This is a genomic window from Mucilaginibacter flavidus, from assembly GCF_024055575.1.
GTDB lineage: Bacteria > Bacteroidota > Bacteroidia > Sphingobacteriales > Sphingobacteriaceae > Mucilaginibacter > Mucilaginibacter flavidus.
In genome coordinates this window covers 127,228-151,434 of record NZ_JAMXOE010000010.1, presented here as the reverse complement: position 1 = coordinate 151,434, position 24,207 = coordinate 127,228, and the positions used below count along the sequence as shown (strand labels likewise).

General features: G+C 43.0%; 26 protein-coding genes. 12 read left to right on the top strand and 14 right to left on the bottom strand.

Annotated features, from left to right (window positions below):
- Positions 1–33: 33 nt before the first annotated feature.
- Together NAF19_RS16175 and NAF19_RS16170 are read left to right on the top strand one after the other, a co-directional pair.
- Positions 34–1,209: a CocE/NonD family hydrolase gene (locus NAF19_RS16175; protein WP_252791112.1), complete on the top strand. Its 1,176-nt coding sequence runs from the start codon at positions 34–36 to the stop codon at positions 1,207–1,209.
- Entirely contained in the window at positions 1,175–1,909 is a 735-nt protein-coding gene (locus NAF19_RS16170; RefSeq protein ID WP_252791111.1) for a CocE/NonD family hydrolase, read from the top strand. The genes NAF19_RS16175 and NAF19_RS16170 overlap by 35 nt, the downstream gene beginning before the upstream one ends.
- 58 nt (positions 1,910–1,967) lie before the next feature.
- On the opposite strand, the gene NAF19_RS16165 is transcribed toward NAF19_RS16170, so the two are convergent.
- The gene (locus NAF19_RS16165; protein WP_252791110.1) at positions 1,968–2,801 is read right to left on the bottom strand and encodes a hypothetical protein; all 834 of its coding nucleotides are present in this window, start codon (positions 2,799–2,801) and stop codon (positions 1,968–1,970) included.
- A gap of 84 nt (positions 2,802–2,885) precedes the next feature.
- Between NAF19_RS16165 and NAF19_RS16160 the strand changes: the two genes are divergently transcribed.
- Positions 2,886–3,167, top strand: a complete 282-nt coding sequence (locus tag NAF19_RS16160) for an ATP-dependent Clp protease adaptor ClpS (protein ID WP_252791109.1) — start codon at positions 2,886–2,888, stop codon at positions 3,165–3,167.
- 87 nt (positions 3,168–3,254) lie between these two features.
- Here the strand turns inward: NAF19_RS16160 and NAF19_RS16155 are convergent, their stop codons facing one another.
- Both NAF19_RS16155 and NAF19_RS16150 read right to left on the bottom strand, forming a co-directional pair.
- Complete coding sequence (locus NAF19_RS16155) at positions 3,255–4,319, bottom strand: branched-chain amino acid aminotransferase (RefSeq protein ID WP_252791108.1); 1,065 nt, start codon at positions 4,317–4,319, stop codon at positions 3,255–3,257.
- A 141-nt stretch (positions 4,320–4,460) separates the two neighbouring features.
- Positions 4,461–5,417 (bottom strand): tryptophan 2,3-dioxygenase family protein, encoded by a 957-nt coding sequence (locus NAF19_RS16150; protein ID WP_252791107.1) that lies wholly within the window; start codon positions 5,415–5,417, stop codon positions 4,461–4,463.
- Positions 5,418–5,545: 128 nt separating this feature from the next.
- On the opposite strand from NAF19_RS16150, the gene NAF19_RS16145 reads away from it, so the two are divergent.
- Positions 5,546–6,019, top strand: coding sequence for a universal stress protein (locus NAF19_RS16145; RefSeq protein ID WP_252791106.1), 474 nt, complete (start codon positions 5,546–5,548; stop codon positions 6,017–6,019).
- Positions 6,020–6,105: 86 nt separating this feature from the next.
- Here NAF19_RS16145 and NAF19_RS16140 read toward each other — a convergent pair whose 3' ends face one another.
- From NAF19_RS16140 to NAF19_RS16130, 3 genes are all read right to left on the bottom strand, one after another.
- Positions 6,106–7,398 (bottom strand): HAD-IB family phosphatase, encoded by a 1,293-nt coding sequence (locus tag NAF19_RS16140; protein ID WP_252791105.1) that lies wholly within the window; start codon positions 7,396–7,398, stop codon positions 6,106–6,108.
- A gap of 410 nt (positions 7,399–7,808) precedes the next feature.
- Positions 7,809–9,242 carry a pyruvate kinase gene (pyk, locus tag NAF19_RS16135; protein WP_252791104.1) on the bottom strand — a complete coding sequence of 478 codons (1,434 nt, stop codon included), beginning with the start codon at positions 9,240–9,242 and terminating at the stop codon, positions 7,809–7,811.
- Positions 9,243–9,308: 66 nt separating this feature from the next.
- On the bottom strand, positions 9,309–9,734 hold the full coding sequence (locus tag NAF19_RS16130) for an IPExxxVDY family protein (RefSeq protein ID WP_252791103.1): 426 nt from the start codon (positions 9,732–9,734) through the stop codon (positions 9,309–9,311).
- Positions 9,735–9,880: 146 nt separating this feature from the next.
- Between NAF19_RS16130 and NAF19_RS16125 the strand changes: the two genes are divergently transcribed.
- From NAF19_RS16125 to rnc, 3 genes are read left to right on the top strand one after another with little or no spacing between them, the layout of a single operon-like run.
- Positions 9,881–10,117, top strand: coding sequence for an acyl carrier protein (locus NAF19_RS16125; protein ID WP_031266521.1), 237 nt, complete (start codon positions 9,881–9,883; stop codon positions 10,115–10,117).
- Positions 10,118–10,138: 21 nt separating this feature from the next.
- Entirely contained in the window at positions 10,139–11,392 is a 1,254-nt protein-coding gene (gene fabF, locus NAF19_RS16120) for a beta-ketoacyl-ACP synthase II (protein WP_252791102.1), read from the top strand.
- A gap of 8 nt (positions 11,393–11,400) precedes the next feature.
- Positions 11,401–12,126: a ribonuclease III gene (rnc, locus tag NAF19_RS16115; RefSeq protein ID WP_252791101.1), complete on the top strand. Its 726-nt coding sequence runs from the start codon at positions 11,401–11,403 to the stop codon at positions 12,124–12,126.
- A gap of 46 nt (positions 12,127–12,172) precedes the next feature.
- On the opposite strand, the gene NAF19_RS16110 is transcribed toward rnc, so the two are convergent.
- Together NAF19_RS16110 and NAF19_RS16105 are read right to left on the bottom strand one after the other, a co-directional pair.
- On the bottom strand, positions 12,173–13,018 hold the full coding sequence (locus NAF19_RS16110; RefSeq protein WP_252791100.1) for a hypothetical protein: 846 nt from the start codon (positions 13,016–13,018) through the stop codon (positions 12,173–12,175).
- 82 nt (positions 13,019–13,100) lie between these two features.
- Entirely contained in the window at positions 13,101–13,607 is a 507-nt protein-coding gene (locus NAF19_RS16105; protein WP_252791099.1) for a hypothetical protein, read from the bottom strand.
- 172 nt (positions 13,608–13,779) lie between these two features.
- On the opposite strand from NAF19_RS16105, the gene NAF19_RS16100 reads away from it, so the two are divergent.
- The 4 genes from NAF19_RS16100 (at position 13,780) to NAF19_RS16085 (ending at position 16,623) form a co-directional block, all read left to right on the top strand.
- Positions 13,780–14,655, top strand: a complete 876-nt coding sequence (locus NAF19_RS16100; RefSeq protein WP_252791098.1) for a YicC/YloC family endoribonuclease — start codon at positions 13,780–13,782, stop codon at positions 14,653–14,655.
- 75 nt (positions 14,656–14,730) lie between these two features.
- Positions 14,731–15,303: a guanylate kinase gene (gene gmk / locus NAF19_RS16095; protein ID WP_252791097.1), complete on the top strand. Its 573-nt coding sequence runs from the start codon at positions 14,731–14,733 to the stop codon at positions 15,301–15,303.
- Between the two features lie 60 nt (positions 15,304–15,363).
- Positions 15,364–15,939 carry a nicotinate (nicotinamide) nucleotide adenylyltransferase gene (gene nadD / locus NAF19_RS16090; RefSeq protein ID WP_252791096.1) on the top strand — a complete coding sequence of 192 codons (576 nt, stop codon included), beginning with the start codon at positions 15,364–15,366 and terminating at the stop codon, positions 15,937–15,939.
- 84 nt (positions 15,940–16,023) lie between these two features.
- Positions 16,024–16,623 (top strand): MiaE family protein, encoded by a 600-nt coding sequence (locus tag NAF19_RS16085; RefSeq protein WP_252791095.1) that lies wholly within the window; start codon positions 16,024–16,026, stop codon positions 16,621–16,623.
- Positions 16,624–16,800: 177 nt separating this feature from the next.
- Here NAF19_RS16085 and atpC read toward each other — a convergent pair whose 3' ends face one another.
- The 3 genes from atpC to NAF19_RS16070 form a co-directional block, all read right to left on the bottom strand.
- Entirely contained in the window at positions 16,801–17,055 is a 255-nt protein-coding gene (atpC, locus tag NAF19_RS16080) for an ATP synthase F1 subunit epsilon (RefSeq protein ID WP_252791094.1), read from the bottom strand.
- 88 nt (positions 17,056–17,143) lie between these two features.
- Positions 17,144–18,649: a F0F1 ATP synthase subunit beta gene (gene atpD, locus NAF19_RS16075; protein ID WP_252791093.1), complete on the bottom strand. Its 1,506-nt coding sequence runs from the start codon at positions 18,647–18,649 to the stop codon at positions 17,144–17,146.
- A gap of 219 nt (positions 18,650–18,868) precedes the next feature.
- A complete protein-coding gene (locus tag NAF19_RS16070; RefSeq protein ID WP_252791092.1) occupies positions 18,869–19,852 on the bottom strand; it encodes an NAD(P)H-quinone oxidoreductase in 984 nt (327 codons plus the stop codon).
- Positions 19,853–19,937: 85 nt separating this feature from the next.
- Here NAF19_RS16070 and NAF19_RS16065 point away from each other — a divergent pair, with 85 nt between their 5' ends.
- Complete coding sequence (locus tag NAF19_RS16065) at positions 19,938–20,717, top strand: DUF1835 domain-containing protein (protein WP_252791091.1); 780 nt, start codon at positions 19,938–19,940, stop codon at positions 20,715–20,717.
- Between the two features lie 40 nt (positions 20,718–20,757).
- On the opposite strand, the gene NAF19_RS16060 is transcribed toward NAF19_RS16065, so the two are convergent.
- From NAF19_RS16060 to NAF19_RS16050, 3 genes are read right to left on the bottom strand one after another with little or no spacing between them, the layout of a single operon-like run.
- Complete coding sequence (locus NAF19_RS16060) at positions 20,758–21,801, bottom strand: adenylate/guanylate cyclase domain-containing protein (protein WP_252791090.1); 1,044 nt, start codon at positions 21,799–21,801, stop codon at positions 20,758–20,760.
- Positions 21,801–22,184, bottom strand: coding sequence for a response regulator (locus NAF19_RS16055; RefSeq protein WP_252791089.1), 384 nt, complete (start codon positions 22,182–22,184; stop codon positions 21,801–21,803). The genes NAF19_RS16060 and NAF19_RS16055 overlap by 1 nt, the downstream gene beginning before the upstream one ends.
- A gap of 25 nt (positions 22,185–22,209) precedes the next feature.
- Positions 22,210–24,207: an ATP-binding protein gene (locus NAF19_RS16050; protein ID WP_252791088.1), complete on the bottom strand. Its 1,998-nt coding sequence runs from the start codon at positions 24,205–24,207 to the stop codon at positions 22,210–22,212.

Below are 24,207 nucleotides of genomic sequence, written 5' to 3'. Positions count from 1 at the left end.
TAAATGCTTACTTTTAAGCGTTAATAACGGATAATGAAAAAACTTTTACTTCTTGCTTTTTGCTTTACGCTTTTAGCGCCCGTAACCTTCGCCCAGCCAGGCGGCAACAACGCCGAAGCCACGTACGTAAAGGACAACTACACAAAATACGAATATCAAATCCCGATGCGTGATGGCAAAAAGCTATTCACTTCGGTTTACGTGCCTAAGGACCAATCGAAGAAATATCCTTTTATGATGGACCGCACCCCTTACAGCGTAGGTCCCTATGGTGCCGATAAGTATAAAGGCAGTATTGGCCCTTCGCCGGCCTTTGTGCACGATGGTTATATTTTTGTTTACCAGGATGTACGCGGCCGCTACATGAGCGAAGGTATCTTTGAAGAAATGATGCCCGAAAAGGAAGACCACAGCGCCAATACCGATGTTGATGAAGGCACCGACACTTACGATACCATCGAGTGGCTGCTAAAAAACATACCGAACAATACAGGGAAAGTGGGTGTTTGGGGTATATCGTACCCTGGTTTTTATACAACCGCTGCCTTGTTAAGCCGCCACCCGGCTTTAGTAGCGGCATCACCCCAGGCACCTATGTCTGATTTATGGCGCGATGACGGCTGGCACAATGGTGCATTCTTTTTGGTAGCCAACTTTGGGTTTTACCCAGGTTTTACCAACAGGCAGGATGATAAACCAACCCAACGTCGCGGCGGTCGGTTTAACCCGGGCACTAATGATGGGTACGACTTCTTTTTGAAGATGGGCCCAATGAAAAACACAAACGACAAGTATTATAAAGATACCATCCGCCTTTGGAACGAAATGATGGACCACCCGGATTACGACCAGCACTGGAAAGACCGCAATGTGTTATATCACCTGCACGATATTAAAACCGCTGTATTAGTTACCGGCGGCTGGTACGATGCCGAGGATTTATATGGTGCCATAAACACCTACAAAACACTGGTAAAGAGTAATCCTAAAACACCAATTTACTTTGCCATGGGTCCCTGGGTACACGGCGGCTGGGCACGCGGCGCAGGCGATCACCTGGGCGATGTTGATTTTGGCGGCCCAACCGGCCCGCATTATAGGGACGATATCGAATTTAAATTCTTTAGTCATTACCTGAAAGGTACAGATATGAACATTGCCCCGGTCAATACTTTTGAAAACGGGCGTAAACAAATGGAAAGAGTATAAAACCTGGCCACCAAAAGAGGCCGAAGAGAGGCAACTGTATCTACTGCCCGGCGGAAAACTGTCGTTTAATGCACCTGCCGATGGCAAGGATAGTTATGATGAATATGTATCAGATCCTAATAACCCGATACCATTCCTGAATCATAAAAGCATGGACATGGACCGCGAATACATGACCGCCGACCAGCGCTTTTTGGCTGACCGGAAAGATTTGCTCAACTATACAACAGATGTACTGGACAAGGACGTTACTATAGCCGGCAACATTTGGGCAAACCTAAAAGTATCAACCACCGGCACCGATGCCGATTTTGTGGTGAAGGTTTTGGATGTTTATCCCGATACGGCATCGAACAATAAATTTACCGGAAAGGATGTAAAGATGGCTGGTTACCAGCAAATGGTACGCAGCGAGCCGATCCGCGGCAAGTATCGCGTCTCAATTGAAAAACCGGAACCGTTTACCCCCGGCAAAGTCACCCCGGTAAATTGGGAACTGCAGGATGTATTGCATACCTTTAAAAAAGGCCACAAAATAATGGTGCAGGTACAAAGCACCTGGTTCCCGCTGATTGACCGCAACCCGCAAACTTTTGTAGACATTATGAAATGTGACAGCACTGCCTTTAAAAAAGCAACACACCGGGTTTACACATCAAAGGCAAACCCAAGTTTCTTGAAGGTAAGGGTAACAGAATAATTAAATAGTGAAAAATAACCCGGCGAAATCATTTGCCGGGTTATTTCTGATTGTTTTTTCATTTCGCCAAATAAAACTTCTCCCAAAAATCTTCAGATGCAAACAACGCGCTGCGGTCTTGGGTTCCGCCGGCCCCGCCCATGCCCCCGCCACGGCTCCCCCTGCCGCCTCCGCCACCGTGACTTCCACGACCTCCGCCACCACCACCACCACCACCGCGTCCGCCGCGGCCACCTTCCTGCCCTTCGCCCTGTGTTGCAGGCCTGGTTATGCCATTTATTTTAAAATTGAATGCCCATTCGTTTTTTGCTGAATCGCCGTCTGCGTGAAAAAGCACCAGCGGAATAGCCACTTCGCAAACCAGATAACCCTTATCGTCGTAATCCAATGCTGTTTTTATACCATAAGTGTTGCTGGTGGTAATCATATCATCTTCAATGTCTTTAAAGCCATCGGCTTTTATACCGCGCAGTACGGTTAAAACGGCCTGCATTAAAGCTTCATGATTTTCCTTTCCATCGCCATCTGTTGGGGGATTTAATGGCGATGTATTTCCGTTTGTTGCCAGTGGAAATGTTATACTAAAGCTTTCTTTCTTTTTCCCTTTGGTGTTAATACTGAAGGTGGCACCGGCCTTTAATATCCGGATTTGCTCGCTGCGATCGTTAACACGCATGGCCATATACAAGGTGTCTTTGCTGTTGGCAATGGCATAGCTAATCCGCTTTTCGGCATTATAATACCTTAGGCTGTCGCCCCACTCTTTAATGGAGCCATCTATCATAATATTAGTGGGCGGGGCTTGTAATGTTGTAATTGACTGGGCGTTTAGCCGCAAAGTTGTTACCTGCAAAAGCAAGCCAAAGGCAATGTAGGGGATATATGCTCTCATCAAATAAAATTATGGCTTTAAAGCCGCAATAGAACATTATTATGACTGCTTTATTATAGATTTTGAGTAAATTTGTAGATACGTATGCCAACTGAAGTACAGGAAGAAACCCTCACCCTTGAGGAGATTTTGGCGGGGCTAAAGGAAATGCACCGCCTTATTTTATGGAACGACGACCACAATACGTTCGACCACGTGATTTTTTGTATGATGAAGTACCTCGACTACTCAGAATCGCAGGCCGAAAAGATAGCGTGGAAAGTTCACAACGAAGGTAAATGCGCGGTTTTGGAAGGTTCGTTTACCGAAGTGGAAGTTTACCGCAAAATTTTGCAGCAGGAAGGTTTAACCGTAAGCGTAGAGTAGCGTTCAAGGTTATGATAAAGAAAAGGTCAGAAACCAGGCTTGTTCTTTCCTGATTTCCGACCTCTGGTCTCTAACCATTGGTGCTAACTACACCATATAATTCCATCCATGTGTATCAGCAACACGGCCGTATTTAATGGCATCAAGTTCGCTTAACACTTTTTGCGAAAATTCGCGGGTTTTCGGATCGCTTAAAAAATATTCTTCACCATTATAGCTTATCGAACCTACAGGGGCAATGGTAGCGGCAGTACCTGCACCAAAAGCATCCTGTAGTTTACCGGTCTTTGCACCCTCAATAATTTCGGCAACAGATACACGGCGTTCTTCAACTTCCATACCCCACTCGCGGGCAAGGGTTAATACAGTGTCGCGGGTTACACCATCTAAAATGGTATCGCGGGTTGATGGAGTTATCAGTTTACCGTCAAGCACAAACATTACGTTCGCAGCACCCATTTCCTCAACATATTCATGATTCTTGGCATCGGTCCAAATCAACTGGTCAAAGCCTTCTTCTGTGGCCTTTTTGGCAGGCAGCATGCTACCGCCATAGTTTCCGGCCGACTTTGCATAGCCCATACCGCCCTCTGCAGCGCGGGTGTAATGTGTTTCAATCTTAACTCTCAGGGTTTTTGAAAAGTACGGACCAACCGGACCAATCAATACCATATATTTATAGGTGGCTGATGGTGCTACACCCAAATAAGGGTCGGTGGCAAACATAAACGGCCTTATATACAAAGCGTGATGTGCTTTTGACGGCACCCAATCGCGGTCGATATCTACAACTGCGGCTATTGACTGTATAAATATTTCTTCGGGCAGCGCAGGCATGCACAAACGCTCAGCTGATTTGTTAAAGCGGATAGCGTTTTTTTCCGGGCGGAAAATAGTAACCTGCCCGTCGGCATGCTTGTACGCTTTTATTCCTTCAAAAAATGCCTGGCCATAGTGTAATGCCGAAATAGCGGGGCTTAAACCAATTTCGCCGTAAGGCACAATCTCAAAATTTTTCCATTCGCCGTCAATATAGTCGGCCACAAACATATGGTCTGAAAATGTGCGCCCAAAGGGCAGATTACTGAAATCCGTTTCTTGTAAACGGGAATGATTGGTTTTAGTGATTTTGATGTCCAGCGTTTCGGTCATGGCCTTAGTGTATTTAATTCGAAAAATGGCAAGGTAGGAAAATTTTTGCTCATAGTAGATGATTCACAAGCCATTGCCGATTTTTTTTACAATTGCAAAATGAATTTTGTCAGGATGCCCGGTTAAAATCCATTAGTTAATCTACCTGAATTCTTTGAGCACTTTCTCGACCCAGGCCTTCCCCCAGTTTTCAAACTCCTGTTCATTCCAAAGCGATGGATAAAAGATACGTTTCTGAAAACGGGGAGGCAGGTATTTCTGCCAGTTAGTGCCGCCAGTTGCTTTAATTTCTTCCGGCTCACGGTTAAGGTACCGTACGGCCGATTTGTAATGCACCAGCGGCCAGTTTACATTTACATTTACGTCAAGCTGTTTTAACTCCGCCTCAAGTTCCGGCGTAGCCAATCCATTGGCTTTTAATTGATGATATAACGAATAAAAATTACTCGTGGCATTGGCCTTGCCGAGACTGATGAAGGTTGCAGCATATTTTTTCTCGAACTGTTTGAGCGTTAAGGTTTTTTTACCTGTTGAAAGTTCCGTTGCTCCAAACTTCCAGTAGATATACTCAAACTGTTCTTCAATAGATGCGGCCCCTAACTCCCCGCGTTTATCTTTAGCAACCAGGTTTATGAAGTCGGTGGCATAAATTTCTATCATCCTGTACTGGCCCGACTGGAAGCCGCTTGCCGGAAGGAGTGACATCCGGAATTTTAAAAATTGCTCCTTCTCCATACCATCAACCATAATACCAAAAGATGCCGTCAAAGCCTCAAAGTATTGGTTGATACGCTTTAGCCGAGCCGTAAAAAATACCGGGGTTAAAGGCTTGGCTGCTGAGATCTGCTTACACTCATGCAATACCAGCTTAAAATATAGTTCCGTAATCTGGTGGTACATAATGAAAATCTCCTCATCAGGGAACGGCGTTTTTGGGCTTTGCAAGCTTAAAAGGGTATCCAGGTGGATATAATCCCAATAAGTTAAAAAGTCGGCGAAAAGCAAGCCATCAAGATAGGACACCATGTCCTGGCCCATCGCTTCATATTTTTCCTGCAGTTGTGCCAGGCGTTCTTCAATTTCGGGAGAGAAATGCATGGGCAAATGTAGGAAGAAAAGTTCTAAGTCAGGAGTTGACGGGCTCAAGTGATTGGGTTAAAATACCAGCATAAACAAAACTTATTGTTGCCTGTTTGTTATTATATTTATAGCCAATCCTTCCAGATATGAAAATCAGCAAAATACTAATAGGTATAGACGATAGCAAATACGCCGAACATGCCGCCGAATATGGTTTTGATTTAGCACATAAATTTAATGCTGAAGTTGGTGTGGTAAATATCATTGAACCAATGCTGATACCACAGACATCCGCCGCGATCGACCCTTTATTAGGCGCCGGCATGGCCTCTACAATGGCTGAAGATATGGAAATAATGGACATCCAGAAAAGTCATGCGGGCACGATTGTAGAAAACATTATTAAAAAATTTGGAGCCGACATGCCGGTAACGCACTTTACGGAATATGGCTCCACAGCCGATGGCATAATCAATTGCAGCAAAGAATTTGGCGCCGACCTGGTAGTTATAGGCACCCACAGCCGCAACGGGCTCGACAGGTTACTAATGGGAAGCGTAGCCGAACACGTGGTGCGTCATTCTGAAGTGCCGGTGCTGGTGGTGCCGTTTAGTTCATAGGTTATGGTTCATAGTTCATAGTAGAACTGGCGCGATATAAACAGTTTAGTTCATAGCTCGGCGTAAAGCTGCAGCGGCTATGAACTCTAATACAGCAACCTAAACTTAATGGTATGTTCTATCGCTTTCAATTCGTTTAACACTTCTGTATCATATCCTGTGTTAACATCGGTGATAACGTAGCCTATTTGCGGGTTGGTCACCAAAAATTCACCCACTATATTAATATTGTGACGGGCAAACACGTCATTGATTTTAGCCAATATGCCCGGCACGTTTTTGTGAATGTGAATTAAGCGGTGTGCGTTGCTTACGCGCGGCGGCTGCAAATCGGGAAAGTTGCAACTGGTATGGGTTTTACCTTCATTCATAAATGCCATTACCCTTTTGGGGATAAAATCATCGTTACGCGGATTGTTTTTAGGGTCGTCAAAAATAATAACGCCGTTTTCGCATGCAGTTTCGGCTAGTTTGCGGCTGTTTATACGGCCGAAAATACCGATTACCTTCAACCGGCCCGCATTTTGCACCTGTTCAGGAGTAGGCTGATGTGCCTCGTCACAAAATAATATGCCGGCTTCTTCAAGGTATTTTTCGTCTATGCTATCACGATGGCGGATGTTATAGCCTTCCTTTTTCATTTGAGCCAGGGCCTCTTCCTCTACGTCGCCCACCACCAAACATTTGATGCGGTTTTTAGGGTATGATATTGCCCGCGGCAACTTATTGATAAACAAAAACTCGTCGAAACTGGGTGTAATGTGATCGGCTTTTTCCGCAACGGATTTGCGCTCGATATTTTCGGTGAAAGCAAAAAACTTCTTAATCATTCCAGATTCTTTCAATTGAAAATCCGAATAGCCATCACCTATACCGTATATTTCGCCCGGTAAGTTTAATTCCTTTAGCAGCTTAACCTTGCCGCCCTCCTGGCTTAGCGGGTTTTCGCGGTCGTAGCCGATAATGTTACCATCGGCATCAAACACGAAGGTATTGGCGTAAATATTTTCCTTTTTTATGTGGTACTCAGTTACCACTGGTATTATAAATTCCTTAAATCCGCCTGACACAATCAGTACTTCATCTGCATGATTTTTGAAAAATATGGTATTACGGCTAAACGACGTGGAAACTTTTTTCTTTAAATGAGTAATTAATTGCTTCAGATGCTCGCGGTTGGCTTGCAGAAGTTTAACCCGATTTTCCAAACTTTGGGTAAAAGACAGCCGGCCTTCCATGCTGGCATTGGTTAAATCTTCTATTTGTTTGTATATGCTTTCGCGGTCGGGGTGGTGTCTCAGTGAAATGCGGGCCAGTTCGTCCAAAGCCTCAACCTGTGTAAACGTGCTGTCGAAATCTATAATAAAGTATTGATCCATTCTTTATTTATGCGTCCCGCAGGTGCGGGATGCGGATATGCAAATGTGCGAATTATTTAAATTGATTTGGAAAGATGTTTATAAAGTTGATAGAATGAGTAGGGTAATGTGGAAAATGAAGTCAATACGATTTATTACAACGGGTATAATGTTTTAACAATTATCAAATACTAATTAAACTTTGGCTTCGTTATTGTAGTCTATTTGATAACAAAAAAGTTACAATATGACAACATTAAGAATTTGTTGGGATTACTATTTCGCCAAGTTAGAAAAGCTTAAAGTAAAAGCTTGCAGGGCTGAGATTTACTAAGATTGTAAAAATTTTAAACGTTACAGGCGTTAAAAAAAAAAGGTTGTATAGCTTAAACTATACAACCTTTATAATATTTATAACTCTTACAACAGCCTTAATCAACCACAGTAACCTTCAGCATATTTGTTTTCGCCTTTTTCAAAATTGGCACCGATGCTGTGTTAATTACCACATCACCTTCCTGTACCAGGCTGGCTTCTTTAAGCATGTTATTTACATCAGCAATAGTTTGGTCGGTACTTTCATCTTTATCATAATAAAAAGTACGTACACCCCATAACAAACTTAATGCATTTAACAGGTGCTTGTTGGCAGTAAAGATATAGGTGCCTGCTTTAGGCCTGTAGCTCGATATTTCAAAGGCAGTATAGCCCGAGGTAGTCATAGAAACGATACCGGCTGCATTGGTGTGCTCGGCCAGGTACACTGCCGATCCGCAAAGCGCATTACTCAGGTAATCGGGTGACGAAGCATCTGTAACGTCACTCTTGCTGTTGAAAGGATACCCCAGCTCTTCAACGTTACGTATAATTTTAGCCATAGTTTCAATAACTATTACCGGGAACTCCCCTACCGACGTTTCACCGCTTAGCATTACTGCGTCTGCACCGTCAAGCACAGAGTTGGCCACGTCATTCACTTCAGCACGGGTAGGGCGCGGGGTGGTTATCATCGACTCCAGCATCTGCGTTGCCACAATTACCGGTTTTGATGCCAGGCGGCATTTGCGGGCAATCATTTTTTGCAACAAAGGCACTTCTTCAAGTGGCATCTCAACACCCAGATCGCCGCGCGCAACCATAACGCCATCAGTAGCAGCTATAATTTCATCTATATTATCAATAGCCTCCGGCTTCTCAACCTTGGCAATTACTTTGGCGGCTTTGCCGCTTTCAGCTATAATCTTTTTAAGTTCCAATATATCCTGGCCGGTACGCACAAACGAAAGTCCCACCCAATCAACATCCCATTCCAACGCATATTTAAGGTTCTCAATATCTTCTTCGGTTAAGCTTGGGATAGACACCTTGGTATTTGGCAGGTTAACGCCCTTGCGCGATGTTAAAATGCCACCATGTACCACTTCGCAAACAACTGTATCTACCCTGTTGGTGCTGATAACGCGCATTTGTATTTTACCATCATCAAGCAAAATAATTTCGTCGGCTTTTACGTCCTGTGGAAATGTAGGGTAAGTAATGTATATCTGGTTATCGTCACCTATAAGCTCGTGGGTGGTAATATTTATTGAGGTTCCGTTAACCAGGTGTATGCCGCCATCTTTAACCAGGCCGATGCGGATTTTTGGGCCCTGCAAATCGGCTAATATGCCAACGTTGGTTTTATATTCTGCATTTATTTCGCGAATTGTATCAATTACTGCTTTGTGGTCCTGCGCTTTACCGTGCGAAAAGTTTAAGCGACAAATGTTAACGCCGGCCTGGATCATGGCCAGCAAAACATCTTTTTTTGCCGAAGCGGGGCCCATTGTGGCAACAATTTTAGTTCGGTTATAATATAATTTCATATTTGTAGGGTTAATACTGGCTTACAGGCGTGTTGAGTGTACCTATAACACTTTTAAAAATTTGCGCTAAAATAAGAGATTTTCGCGTGATTTTATTTTTTTAGGATCAATCTTTACTGCGGCAACAATTTCGGGCACCTTATTAATGGCCGAAATAAGGCTTTCCAGATCATTTTCATCGATATAATTTTTTATCAACAAAAAATAATCCGCCTTTCGCATCTCCGGTACCAGGTAACCATCCGACCCTTTATTGCCGATAAAGTAAAAATCCGTCTCGCTTGCCTCCCAATTATAGTGGTATATAGAGAATAAAACAGGCTCAGCTCCGTGATGAATGTCAACTTCAAGGTCGGGAATTTTTATCAAATTAAAGCTTAAAGCCTTGTTAATGAGATAACAAACGCGATAGTCTTTTAGTGATGTGGTAACCGCTATGAGAACAAAATCAAGATCGATCTCAAACTTTAAAAATTTCCTGTTCAAAATCATTACTTTTGCGCCGGTAAAAATACAAAATCGAAACAGATGCAATAAAATATTGTTGCATATAATGCAAATGTTTTTAGATTTGATAATTAACAGAATTTATTTTTCCTTTGCACTGAATTTTATTTAATCATTTAAACTGTAAGACTATGTCTGATATCGCTTCAAGAGTAAAAGCTATTATCGTAGAAAAATTAGGTGTTGACGAAAGTGAAGTAACACCCGAAGCTAGCTTCACCAATGATCTTGGTGCTGACTCGTTGGACACCGTGGAATTAATCATGGAGTTTGAAAAGGAATTTAACGTGGCTATACCTGATGACCAGGCCGAAACTATCGGTACCGTAGGTCAGGCTGTTGCTTACCTTGAAAAAAACGTTAAATAAGAACTCCCCCAAACCTAGTAAATGGAGTTTAAAAGAGTTGTTGTAACCGGGCTTGGAGCACTCACCCCAATTGGCAATACCGTTCCCGAATATTGGGAATCATTGATAAATGGTGTGAGTGGCGCTGCCTTAATTAAGAGTTTTGATACCGAAAAGTTCAAAACCAAATTTGCATGTGAAGTAAAAAACTTTGATGCAGACGCTTTTTTGGGTCGCAAAGACGCCCGGAAGCTTGATCCTTTTGTTCAATACGCATTATTTTCTACAGAAGAAGCGGTAAAAGACGCCGGACTGGATTTTGACAAGCTTGATGTTAACCGCATTGGGGTTATCTGGGGTTCGGGTATCGGCGGTTTAAAAACGTTTTTAGACGAGGTTGTGAATTTTGCAAAAGGCGACGGCACACCACGTTTTAACCCGTTCTTTATCCCAAAAATGATTGCTGATATAGCCCCCGGGCATATCTCTATCAAATACGGTTTGCGCGGACCAAATTTTTCAACTGTATCTGCCTGTGCATCGTCAAATAATTCGCTTATAGATTCATTTAACTATATCCGACTGGGTAAAGCTAATATGTTTATCAGCGGTGGCTCCGAAGCCATTATTAATGAAGCTGGTATAGGTGGGTTTAATGCAATGCATGCGCTTTCGACCCGTAATGACGACCCGGCAACAGCCTCGCGTCCGTTTGATTTGGACAGGGATGGCTTTGTAGCTGGTGAAGGCGCAGGAACTATTATTTTGGAAGAATTGGAGCACGCAAAAAGACGCGGCGCAAAAATATATGCCGAAATGATTGGCGGTGGCATGAGTGCTGATGCTTACCACATGACGGCCCCCCATCCTGAAGGATTAGGAGCTGCCCTGGTAATGCGCCACGCTTTGGAAGATGCAGGTATTACACCGGCCGACATTGACTATGTAAACGTTCACGGCACATCAACCCCTATCGGCGATCCGCAGGAAGTGAAAGCTATACAGGATGTTTATGGCGACGACATTTACCGCATAAATATCAGCTCAACCAAATCAATGACCGGGCACCTTTTGGGAGCTGCTGGCGCTGTTGAGGCAATTGCTGCTATTTTAGCTGTTAAAAACGGTATAATTCCACCAACCATTAACCATTTTACCGACGATCCGGCTTTTGATCCAAAAATTAATTTTACGTTCAACAAGGCACAAAAACGCGAAGTGAGAATAGCACAAAGCAATGGATTTGGTTTTGGCGGGCACAATGCTTCTGTGATATTTAAAAAGTACGAAGAATAATTAACTGGATGCCTATAAGTCGTTTTTACAAACTATACCTATCTCCCAACAGAAAATACGTAAAGGTTTTAAAAAATTTGCTCGGTTTTGTACCGGGCAATTTGTCGTTATACAAACTTGCCTTTCGTCATAAATCTGTTGCCCAAAACATAAAAAAGGGAGTTAAAAACAGCAACGAAAGGCTTGAGTTTTTAGGCGATGCAGTGCTCGGCAGTGTTGTTGCCGAAGTACTTTTTAAACTTTACCCTTACGAGGACGAAGGTTTTTTAACCGAATTACGCTCCAAAATAGTTAGCCGCAATAACCTTAACGCGCTTGCCCGCAAACTGGGCTTTGATAAGCTGATTGAATACGATAGCCGCATGCTCAACTCATCGCGCCAGGGTTCGTTGCTTGGCGACGCCTTTGAGGCGCTTATAGGTGCTGTATACCTCGACAAAGGCTACGACTTTACCAGAAACTTTTTGGTGAATCACATCATCAAAGCGCATGTTGACATCCGCACACTTGAGCAAACCGAAACAAACTTTAAAAGCAAGTTGATTGAGTGGTGCCAGCGTCACGGTAAAGACATTACATTTTACCTGGTTGGCAACCTTGAAGGCGAAAATAGTAAGTTATTTACCATACAGGCCATTATTGATGGCGAGGTAATGGGCCAGGGTAAAGAGTTCAGTAAAAAGAACGCGGAAAAACTAGCTGCGGAAAAGGCCTGTGAAAGTTTAGGGATCTGATCAGCAACCCAACCCTAAAGAATAGTAAAAAGAAATTTCTTTCGGTTTATAAAGGTTTTTCTTCTTTTGGTGTTAAAGACGGGCGGTTCAATTGCTCCAACTGCTTCCTGTCAGGCGCCTTCTCATAATATTCGAAGTTTTTCTTAACCTGTTTTATCAGTTCGTAATCGTTCCACTGTTTCAGATCTTCGTAGCTTGGGGTGTAATATTCCATAAAACCTTTAGCAGTAGTGCTATCGGTACTGGTTACCCGCATTACCATTGCCCTGTTATAGCGGCGCCTTACTTCAGCAAATTCGAGCTCTCCTTTTGAGAAAGCTGCAAAGCGGCGGGCCTGGCCGGGGCCCTTTCCAAATAATTCATATAAGCCTGTTAATGGCGATGTTAGAAATGACAGTACCGGCGGCTTCCCGTTATAATAAATTCCCTGCCTGTGGTAGTCCTTCATTACATCATTCAACTCCTGCTTTTTCGATTGCCCGTTAATTGTTACCTGGTCGAGCTGGATAACAGGCTGCATATAAACCGGGATGTCGCCTTTTTCTTTAATTACCACCTTCAGGTCGGTATAGTTGCTTTTATTGAACAGCAAGGTATCACCAATGGATGCATTAATAGAAAACCACCCCAACTCATCGCTCATCATCACATTTTTTGTGCGCAAGTTGGTAATTAATACCTGCGCAAGCCGCTCCACACTTATGTTACGGGATATTACCCCCTTAAGCACGAAGTTATCCTGCGCCGAGGCATTAAGGCCAAGGCACAAACAAATAAATGCCAATATGATATATCTGCAGCGCATGTAAACTATTCCGGCCGCAAACTTAAAGATTGTATTTGAAAGCAAATGTGAAAAAGTGTTAAAGCAGCCCATTAATTGTAGCAACATGCCAGCGTAATAGCATTAACCGTACCAAGTTTGACCAGGGTAAATTCTAACCATGTTAAAACTACTGCCGGAATTTTGACAATTATTTAAAATTCCCTTTTACAATCTTGTATATCTCACCAAGTTTAGGAATCACTTTGCCGCGTTCGATACCTTTGGTATCAAAGGTTATCATGCATGTACCAAGCACAAATTGGGTACGCACCGCATTGCCGGGTGAATATTGATCACCGGGGGCAGTCATGAAAAATGCCGATTCACCACCCTCTGTAAAGCCTTTTATATCCTTATAAAAACCCGTTGCTACTCCCCCTTTTGCAATACTCTGCGTATTACCATCGTATACACTTTTTAACATGGACGCGGCGCCATTAACTGTGTAGAAATCCACATATTGTACAATTACTTCAGTTTTATTGTCCGCCGACCTGCGCGAACAATACTTGCCGCCCATTTTGCTGGGGGCGTCTTTTACATCACAGCCCAAAAGCTGGTTAATTTGAGCAGTAGTAATAAATGTGGCGGCATCTCTTTTGGTTTGGACTACGCTTGTTAAAAGCAGCAGTGCCAACATTAGCGTGGTTTTCATTGCTGAGCGGGTTAAAGTTTTAATAAAGTTAACCGAAATTATCATTCAATCAAACAGTTAGCTTTTTATGAATAGCTAATTAGCGGCGAAGGACATACAGTTGAAAATTACAATTTTGTGCCAGGTGGCCCTGACTGCTCGGAGTTTCCGACTAAAACACCTATCTTTGCGCATGATAAAATCCATGACCGGCTATGGAATTGCCAGCATTGACGCTGATGGGGCAAAATATACTGTCGAAATAAAATCCCTGAACAGTAAATTCCTTGAGCTATCACTACGCTTGCCAAAAACTTTTGCTGAAAAGGAATTCCAGCTGCGTAATGACTGCAGTAAGCAAATTGAGCGCGGCAAGGTAAACCTGTCGGTAAATGTTGAAAAGGCAAACACCACCAGCAATGCTGCCGGAATTGATAAAGAGTTGCTTAAGCATTATTTTGAACAATTAAAGGCGGTTAGCCTTGATTTGAATGAGCCGACCAATAATTTATTACAGCTTGCCCTTGGCCTGCCCGAAGTTGTGAAATACGAAGAGGAAACAGCATCGGAGGAAGAATGGAAGGTTGCCGAAAAAGCATACCAACAGGCACTGGCGGCATTTCAACAATTCAGAAGCGACGAAGGCAACGTACTTGAACAGGATTTGAAATACCGCATAGGTATCATCATGAAAAACCTCGAACTCGTTGAAATTGAAGAGCCGAAACGGGTACCTGTAATAAAGGAACGCCTTAACCAGTTTTTAAGCGAAGCAGTTGGCCGCGAAGCTATTGACCAAAATCGTTTTGAGCAGGAATTGATATATTATATAGATAAGCTTGATATCACCGAGGAAAAAATACGCCTACGCACGCACTGCGACTACTTTATCGAAACGTTGAAAAACGATGACGCAAATGGCAAAAAACTGAGCTTTATATCGCAGGAAATTGGTCGCGAGGTAAACACCCTCGGCTCAAAAGCAAACGACGCCAATATGCAAAAGCTGGTAGTCGGAATGAAAGAAGAGCTTGAAAAAATAAAAGAACAACTACTAAACGTGTTGTAATGTTGCAACGTTGTAAGGTTGAAATGTTAAAAAGTCAACTTTACAACATTTCAACATTCAAACTTTACAACAAATATGAACCCTTCAGGTAAACTCATTATATTTTCGGCACCGTCTGGCGCAGGCAAAACAACTATAGTACATCACCTGCTTAAAAAAGTGCCTGAACTTGAGTTTTCCATTTCGGCAACAACACGTAATGCGCGCGGTGAAGAAGTAAACGGCAAAGACTATTACTTTATAAGTAAAGAGGAGTTTTTGCACCGTATTGCCAAAAAACAGTTTGTTGAGTTTGAAGAAGTGTACAACGGAACCTTCTATGGCACCCTCCGCACGGAAATTGAACGGATCTGGGAAAAAGGCAAAACAGTGATATTTGATATCGATGTAGAAGGCGGTCTTCACCTTAAACGCAAGTACGAAGAACAGGCGCTGGCGATATTTGTGCAACCACCATCATTAGAAGTGCTGAAAGAACGGCTCGCTGGCCGTGGTACCGACAGCCAGGAAAAACTGGCCGAACGCTTTATAAAAGCCGAAAAAGAATTGAATTACGCCCCTCAATTTGATATTATCCTGAAAAATTACGATCTTGAGACTGCTTGCAAAGATGCGGAAGATTTAGTCGTTAATTTTCTGAAGAACTGAAAGGTTCAGCGTGGTATCCAGACAAATTTATTAGATAACTAACCTTAACAATGAGCTAAAATGAAGATAGGTTTACTATTCGGTTCATTCAATCCTGTACATGTTGGTCACCTGATAATCGCCAATTACATGGCAAATTACACCACCCTCGACAAAGTGTGGCTGGTGGTGTCGCCCCAAAATCCACTAAAAAAATACGGCGACCTTATTAACACCTACGACCGGCTGGAAATGTGTAAACTGGCTACCGATAACTCTAAAAATATACAGGTTAGCGACGTGGAGTTAAAGTTGCCCCAACCATCGTACACGATCGATACGCTCGCCCATTTAAAAGAAAAGTACCCGCAGCATGAGTTTGCGTTGATTATGGGTTCGGATAACTTGGTGTCGTTACCCAAATGGAAAAACTACAAGCTGATACTGCGTGACTACCAGATATTTGTTTACCCGCGTCCAGGCTATGAAAATACTGATTTAGCTACCCATCCATCGGTGACTATCACCATGACGCCGTTGATGGAGCTATCGGCGACCTTTATCCGGCAATCGCTTAAAGACAAAAAAAACGTGCAATATTTTGTGCCTGATGTTGTGTTGGATTTTATTGAGAGCAAGAACCTTTATGGACGGTAAGTAATAAGCCAGTGTTTCCGTTTTAACTTAATCAACCTGATCTAACCCAATCAACCATTCAACTCAAACGCTTATCTTTACCCTGTGAGCGAGAAAACAATCCTTAAGCTGCAATTGCCGACCGACCCGCTATGGGTTAAAAACGTAGTGGAAAGCAATATAGAAGAGTTGCTGACCGACCATGCCTTCTGCGAACAAAAGGCTGCCAGTAACGCCATAACGCTTATTGTGCAGAACCCCAATCTATCAGACCTTGTGCAGGACATGACCATGCTGGTGATGGAGGAAATGGATCATTTTAAACGCGTACACGACATAATACTCCAACGTGGCTTTGTATTGGGCCGCGAACGCAAGGATAATTATGTAAACGAGTTGCGTAAGTTCATTGTAATTGGTGGTGGTCGCGAAGCGCAACTGATAGACCGGCTTCTGTTTTCCGCAATGATTGAAGCCCGCAGTTGCGAACGGTTTAAAGTATTATCGGAAAACATCAATGATGAGCAGCTATCAGCTTTTTATCATGAGCTGATGATAAGCGAAGCTACGCACTACGCGATGTTCATCCGCCTGGCAAAAAAATATGCCGTGGATATTGATGTAGATGCACGATGGAAACAATACCTCGAATTTGAGGCACAAGTGGTAAAGAATTACGGAAAGGCGGAGACGATACATGGATGAATGATTTGATGATGCGTCGATTTGAAAATGAGGCTCCTGAATTCATATATGGCCAAAGTCTTAATCTTCAAATTAGCACATTTTCAAATCTTCAAATCGACGCGTCATCTACACATCAAAAAAAAATCCCCGGCCAAACGACCAGGGATTTTATATTTTAAATTAGGGAAAGGGCAATTATTTTTGCTGAATCCCTTCGGCCAGGATAACAACTTTATTGTTAGAAGCCTCAACAACACCGCCTTTTATAAACAAAGTTTCCTCTTTGCCGGCACTGCCGCCACGTATAGTTACTTTGCCATCCTCTAAAGTAGAGATAATTGGCGCGTGGTGATTCAGTATTTCAAAAAATCCCAAAGTACCAGGAAGAGTTACCGAGGTAGCTTCACCTTCGTAAACAGTTTTATCGGGAGTAAGGATTTCTAATGTCATATTTTTATAGAGTCAAGAGCCAAGAGTCAAGAATCAAGACTTGGAGTTTTCTTCCTGGTTCTTGACTCTTGGCTCTTGATTCTAATTCTTAATTATTCGCTTCTTCTATAATCTTCTTGCCTTTTTCTATTGCTTCTTCAATGCTTCCTACAAGGTTGAACGCTGCTTCAGGATATTCATCCACTTCACCATCCATAATCATATTAAAGCCTTTTATGGTTTCTTTAATATCAACCAATACACCTTTTAAGCCTGTAAACTGCTCAGCAACGTGGAACGGCTGTGATAAGAAACGCTGAACACGACGTGCACGCGATACAACCAATTTATCTTCTTCACTCAACTCATCCATACCCAGGATGGCGATGATGTCCTGAAGCTCTTTATAGCGCTGCAAAGTTTCTTTAACGCGTTGTGCAGTATTGTAGTGCTCATCACCTAAAATAGCAGCGCTAAGGATACGCGAGGTTGAATCCAAAGGATCCACCGCAGGGTAAATACCTAGCTCGGCAATTTTACGCGAAAGTACTGTTGTAGCATCTAAGTGGGCAAAGGTTGTAGCCGGCGCCGGGTCAGTCAAGTCATCCGCAGGTACGTAAACGGCCTGTACAGATGTAATTGAACCACGTTTGGTTGATGTAATACGCTCCTGCATGTTACCCATCTCTGTTGCCAGTGTTGGCTGGTAACCTACCGCCGATGGCATACGACCAAGCAACGCCGATACTTCAGATCCTGCCTGTGTAAAGCGGAAGATGTTATCGATAAAGAATAAGATATCACGGCCTTTACCTTCAGCATCACCATCACGGAAATATTCGGCAATAGTTAAACCAGAAAGCGCCACACGTGCACGTGCACCAGGAGGCTCGTTCATTTGTCCGAAAACGAAAGTTGCTTTTGAGTCTTTTAATGCTTCAGGGTCTACTTTAGATAAGTCCCATCCACCTTCTTCCATGGAGTGCATAAATGCATCGCCATATTTTATAATGCCTGATTCAAGCATTTCGCGCAGTAAGTCGTTACCTTCACGGGTACGCTCGCCTACACCGGCGAATACTGATAAACCAGAGTATGCTTTTGCAATGTTGTTGATCAATTCCTGGATCAGTACGGTTTTACCTACACCCGCACCACCGAACAAACCAATTTTACCACCTTTTACATAAGGCTCTAACAAGTCGATAACTTTAATACCGGTAAATAACACTTCGGTTTCGGTAGAAAGATCTTCGAATCTTGGAGGGGCAGCGTGAATAGGGCGGCCATTGGTATTATCCAGGTTAGGGATACCATCGATAGCATCGCCAACCACATTAAATACTCGTCCTTTGATATCTTCGCCAACCGGCATTTTTATCGCCGATTCCAAATCTAAAACCTTCATTCCGCGAAGCAGACCGTCAGTTGAATCCATGGCGATTGCGCGAACGCGATCTTCACCTAAATGCTGTTGAACCTCTAAAATAACCTTCTGACCATTTTCCTTTGTGATCTCTAATGCATCATAAATTTTAGGAAGATGAGCGTCATCAGCGAAGCTTACGTCAACTACCGGACCGATGATCCGTGATATTTTTCCAATGTTTGGCATATATTACCTGGTAATTTAAAGTATTTATTACAAAACAAAAGATATCATAAAAATACCGCCTGTTTCGGAGCGCAAAGTTATGATTTATAAACAAATATTAAAATAGGAGAAGTAAGATTTTTTGACTGAATATTTAGCAGGCAGTTTCCGGCTATTAGTTCGCAACTTTTTTTTGTTAAATATGGAGATTTTTTTTGTCTTTAATGCTGCAAACCAGCACTAATACCAACTCAGCACTATCTTCCCGGTATGCCCGCTGCTTTCCATCAGCCGGTGCGCATCAGCAGCCTTTTCGGCAGGGAAAGTTTTATAAACAATGGGCTTTATATCTCCCGATAAAACTAAAGGCCAGATATTTTTTTCGAGGTTATTAGCAATCTCTGCTTTAAAAGCTACCTCCCTCGAGCGCAGCATAGAACCTGTTATAGTTAATCGCTTTCGCATCACAACTGATAGATCAACCTGCACATCCTTGCCGTTCATGGCGTTAATCAACACCAGGCGGCCTTCATCAGCCAATGAAGCAAGGTTACCCGGGGTATAGTCACCGCCAATCATGTCCAAAACAACATCAACCCCTTTGCCGTTGGTAAGCTGCTTAATAACATCCGGAAAGGTCTCTGTTTTATAGTTTATGGCTTTTGCAGCGCCCAGTTTCTCACAAAACCGGCACTTTTCGTCGCTGCCGGCAGTTGTATAAACGGTATGTCCCAAAGCTTTTGCCATTTGGATAACAGTAACCCCAATGCCGCTTGAACCGCCGTGTACCAGCAGCGTTTCATCGCCTTTTAATTGCCCTCTGTCAAAAACATTGCTCCAAACGGTAAAAAATGTCTCGGGTAGCGATGCTGCTTCTTCAAAGGTTAAATTACCGGGCACCGGCAGGCATTGTCCTTCGGGCACGCTGCAATATTCTGCATAGCCGCCGCCTATTACCAGCGCACAAACTTTGTCGCCAACTTTCCAGCGGCTAACTTCGGCCCCAACCTTCTCAACCACACCGGCTATTTCCAAACCAGGAATATCAGCCGGTGCCCCTTGTGGCGGCGGGTAGTTTCCTTTGCGCTGGTAAACATCCGGCCGATTAACTCCTGCTGCGTGCACTTTTACCAGGACGTCTGTTGGCGCATATTCGGGCACCGGGCGTTCTGCAAGCTGCAAAACATCAGCGCCTCCGGGTTGGGTTATTACTATGGCTTTCATCAGGCTAATATAACTTTAAACCGTTTCAGAATGTTTTTCATTTCAAAATCATAGTTTTGTTATTGCCTCCTTAAATATTAAAAACATGAGCATTCTCCACATTCTCAACGGCGATTCTACCCGATATGGTTTCGAACAAACAGGTATTGAAGGCGATATTATGGTTTGGCGCGAGGTACTTTCAGAGGGTCCGGTTGAAGAAAATATTTCAGCAGCCAGTTTCTGGCACAATCGCGAAGAATGGATCCTCAAAACCTTTAACGAACAACCCGAAGACTATCAACATAAAATGCTCGACGAGTTAAGCAAACTTAACGGGCAATATGATGAAGTAAATCTATGGTTTGAGTTTGACTTGCACTGCCAGGCCAATCTATTGGGTGTGCTGGCATACATGGAACAAAAAACCGACCTGTCTTTACCTGCCGTATATTTGATTTGCCCCGGTGATTTTCCCGGCAAAGCAGATTTCAGGGGCATGGGCGAACTAAATGGTGAAGAATTGGAATACCTGTTTGATAACATACAGGAACAACTTAGTCAGGAGGACTTTACCATAGCAGCAGCCGCGTGGAAAGCTTATGTAAGCAAGAATGCGGAAGTGCTGCGTAAATTTGTTGACGGCACCGAGTTTTGGGGCAGCCATCATTTTTTAAAGCCTGCTTTACAGGCACAGCTTAATCTGCTCGAGATAAACGAAAACGGATTAAATTATATAGAACAAACATTGCTTGACATCTACCAATCCGGGATAAGAACCAAACCTGAAATTTACCTGGAGTTTTGGAAAACCGAAAAAATATATGGGATGGGCGATGCGGAGATAGATATCTATGCCAGGAAGCTAAACCTCGAACTAAAGTAAAGTCCATCAAAAACGCAATACGGAATTTTTCCGAAGCAGGTTATTCAATAACCTCGTAAATGGTAACCGGTTTAGCCTTATTTTTAAGCACAACCTCCCCAATCTTCTCGCATTTGAACGATTCTTTGGCTTTGTGGTAAACCTCTTCACTAATAATTATCTGCCCGGCTTTGGCGGCTGACTGCAGGCGCTGCGACAGGTTTACAGTATCGCCAATTACAGTGTAATCAAGCCGTTTTAACGAGGCGGAACCGATATTACCCGACACCATTTCGCCGGAATTGATGCCGATCGAAACTTCCGGTTTATAGGATATATCGCCAAGCTTTATTTCAGGCATGTTTTTCAGCTGTTCGCGCACCACCAGTGCCACATCTATTGCTTTATCTAAATGGTAATCGCCACGAAAAACCGACATAACGGCATCGCCCATAAATTTATCGACATGACCTCCCTGGGCAAGAATTTCTTTTACAATATTATCAAACAAGCCATTAAGCAGGGTAACTACGGTGTTGGCAGGCACCTGTTCGGTAATGGCGGTAAAACCACAAACATCGATAAACATTACCGTAGCGTCAATCAGCTCGTTTTTCATCAAGGTGCCTTCAAACTCCTTGTGGTTCATAAAGTTCAACACGTTCTCGTCAACATACATCTTCAATATGTTGTTCTCTTTGATGGCCTTCATGGTCTCCTGCAGTTGGCGCACGTGTACTATGGTTTTTTCCATAGTAAGATCAAGGTCTTCAAAATCAACAGGCTTGCACACAAAGTCGAAAGCACCGCGGTTCATGGCGGTGCGTATATTCTGCATATCGCCATAAGCCGATACCACTACCGCTTTTACCATTGGATTGGCTTCGGGCAGGCGGCTAAGCAGCGTTAGCCCATCCATAACGGGCATGTTTATATCGCTTAAAATAACATCCAGATCCGGGTGCTCTCTTACGCGCTCAAGGGCTTCTTCACCATTTTGGGCAAATACAAACTCATAAACGTTTTCGCGTATTTTACGGCGAAATTTTTGTTTTACTAATAACTCCAAATCGGCCTCATCATCAACCACTAATATTTTAGCCATTATTCACCAAAGGTTTTAAGTTTTTCTTTTAATAAACTGAAGTCGAGCGGCTTTGTCAAAAAATCATCGGCGCCATTTTCCATAGCCTGCCTGTGGTTTTCCTCATCGCCGTAAGCAGTAATCATCATTACTACCGGCGGAGGCGGCGGGTTATGAAAATCATGACGTATATGGGTAAGCAATTCAAGCCCGCTCATACCCGGCATGTTGATGTCCGATAATATCAATACTATTTCTGAATGTGCTTCATGTAAAACATTAAGCGCTTCTTCGCCCGATTGGGCAAAGGTAAATTCAATTTCGTTATTTTTTATTTCTTTACGAAAGCGCTGTATAAAAAGGGGTTGCACATCGGCTTCGTCGTCAACTACTAATATTTTCATGGCTGTTAAATATAGGTATTAAAATTTATATGGGTATTGATATTTTGAACTCAGTGTACTTTCCTTCCTCGCTCTCCACTTCAAGTTTACCGCCATGCCCTTTTACAACAATATCATAGCTTAATGACAGACCTAAGCCGGTTCCTTCGCCTGTGGGTTTAGTGGTAAAAAACGGCTGCATGATCTTTACTTTGATCGCGTCTGGTATGCCAATGCCATTATCGCGCACTTTAGCGCCCCAGCCCCCTGAAGGGGGAGCAAAAGTCTTTATTTCAACAGTGGGTTTATAATTTGAGCCTGCAGTTTTTGCCTTTTGGTTTACTGTATAAAAAGCATTGTTGAACAGGTTGAGCATCACCCTCCCAATGTCTTGCTGCACCACTTCTATTTTGGGCAGACCTGGATCAAAATGAGTGATCAATTCAGCATTGAAGGATTTATCTTTTGCCCTTAAGCCATGGTAGGATAGCCGCATAAACTCCTCAGCTATTACATTCAGGTCGGTAGGTTCCTTTTGCCCGCTATTGTTACGGGAGTGTTCGAGCATGCCTTTCACAATGGCATCGGCGCGTTTGCCATGCTGGTTTATTTTCTGTTGATTTTCCTTTATATCGTTGGCGATGGCCTTTACCTCATTATAATCGCCTTTATCAATCTCCTCCTGCATTTCATCTATCAGCTCGGTATTTACTTCGCTAAAGTTGTTTACAAAGTTCAGCGGATTTTGAATTTCGTGTGCTATGCCTGCGGTAAGCTCGCCCAGCGAAGCCATTTTTTCTGATTGAATCAGTTGGGTTTGGGTCGTTTTAAGTTCGGACAGTGCATTATTTGTTTGATCACGCTGTTGCTCAATCACTTTCTTTTGCTCCTTTAATAGTTTATTAGCTTTTTGCTGCTTTTTATAACTTATCAATAAAATAAAAGCAATAATAACAGCAACTATCAAAACGCCAATAGCGGCATAAAACCTTATCCGGTCCTGGTACGCGATAGTTGCATTTTTAATATCTGTTTGCCGCTGCTTCTCGTTGAACATAAGGTTCGATATTTGCTGAACCTGGCTGATATTGTACAAACTATCATTAGTTTTAATACCCATGCTTTGATATTCAAACGCCTGCTTATACTGCTTTTTTTCCCGATAAATATCCGCCAAAACCTTATATAAGTGATTGGCTGTACTCAAGTCCGGATTTGCAGTAAGATGGTTTTGCACTTTGGCAGCATAAATGAGCGCCGAGTCGGGCCGGTGGGCATCAACTAGTTGTTCCGCATAAAAAATCTGAACCTGGTTTAGGTAAGGATCTTTCGTAGCAATAGCCAGTTGTAAAGCTTCCCGTATCACTTTGACAGTAAGCTCAGGCCTATTCATTTTAGTGTACACGGTGGCCAGATACAGTAATCCAAACGGCCTGCTCACAGCAAGATGCCGCTGCTGTTGTATATCAACGGCCTGCGTTGCATAGAACAATGCCGAATCCAGCTGGTTATTTTTTCGAAAATACTTACTGAGGTTAGCACTTGCCCAATACCAATTAAAATAGTCCTTGATTTTTTCTGAAATAATACGGCAGCTGGTAAAATACCTGTAAGATGTACGGGTGTCGTTCAAACTATACAAGTGCCCCATACCCAGGTAGGTATTGGCAATCTTCGAACTATCGTTAAGCTGCTCAAAAATTTTTAATATCTTAAAATCCAGATTGGCAGCCAGTACGTAGTTTCCCTGGTTCATAAAAACTTCCGCCATGTCACCCGTTGCGTAGGCTTCCGATCTTATGTCATGGGCTTTTATTGCTTCAGCTATTGTTAGTTTAGCGTAATATATACATGTGTCTGCATTAATCCCATCATAATAATCAGCTAATTTAGTGAGCGCCCTGATCCTCATTTCACTATTTTGTGCGTATTTACCTGCATGCTTCAAACTGTCGGTATTGATAATTTGCGCTGACACTGCAAGCGGCAAGCACGGCAATATTAAGCTTAGCAGCGTCCGAAAACGGCGTAAATATCTTTTCAT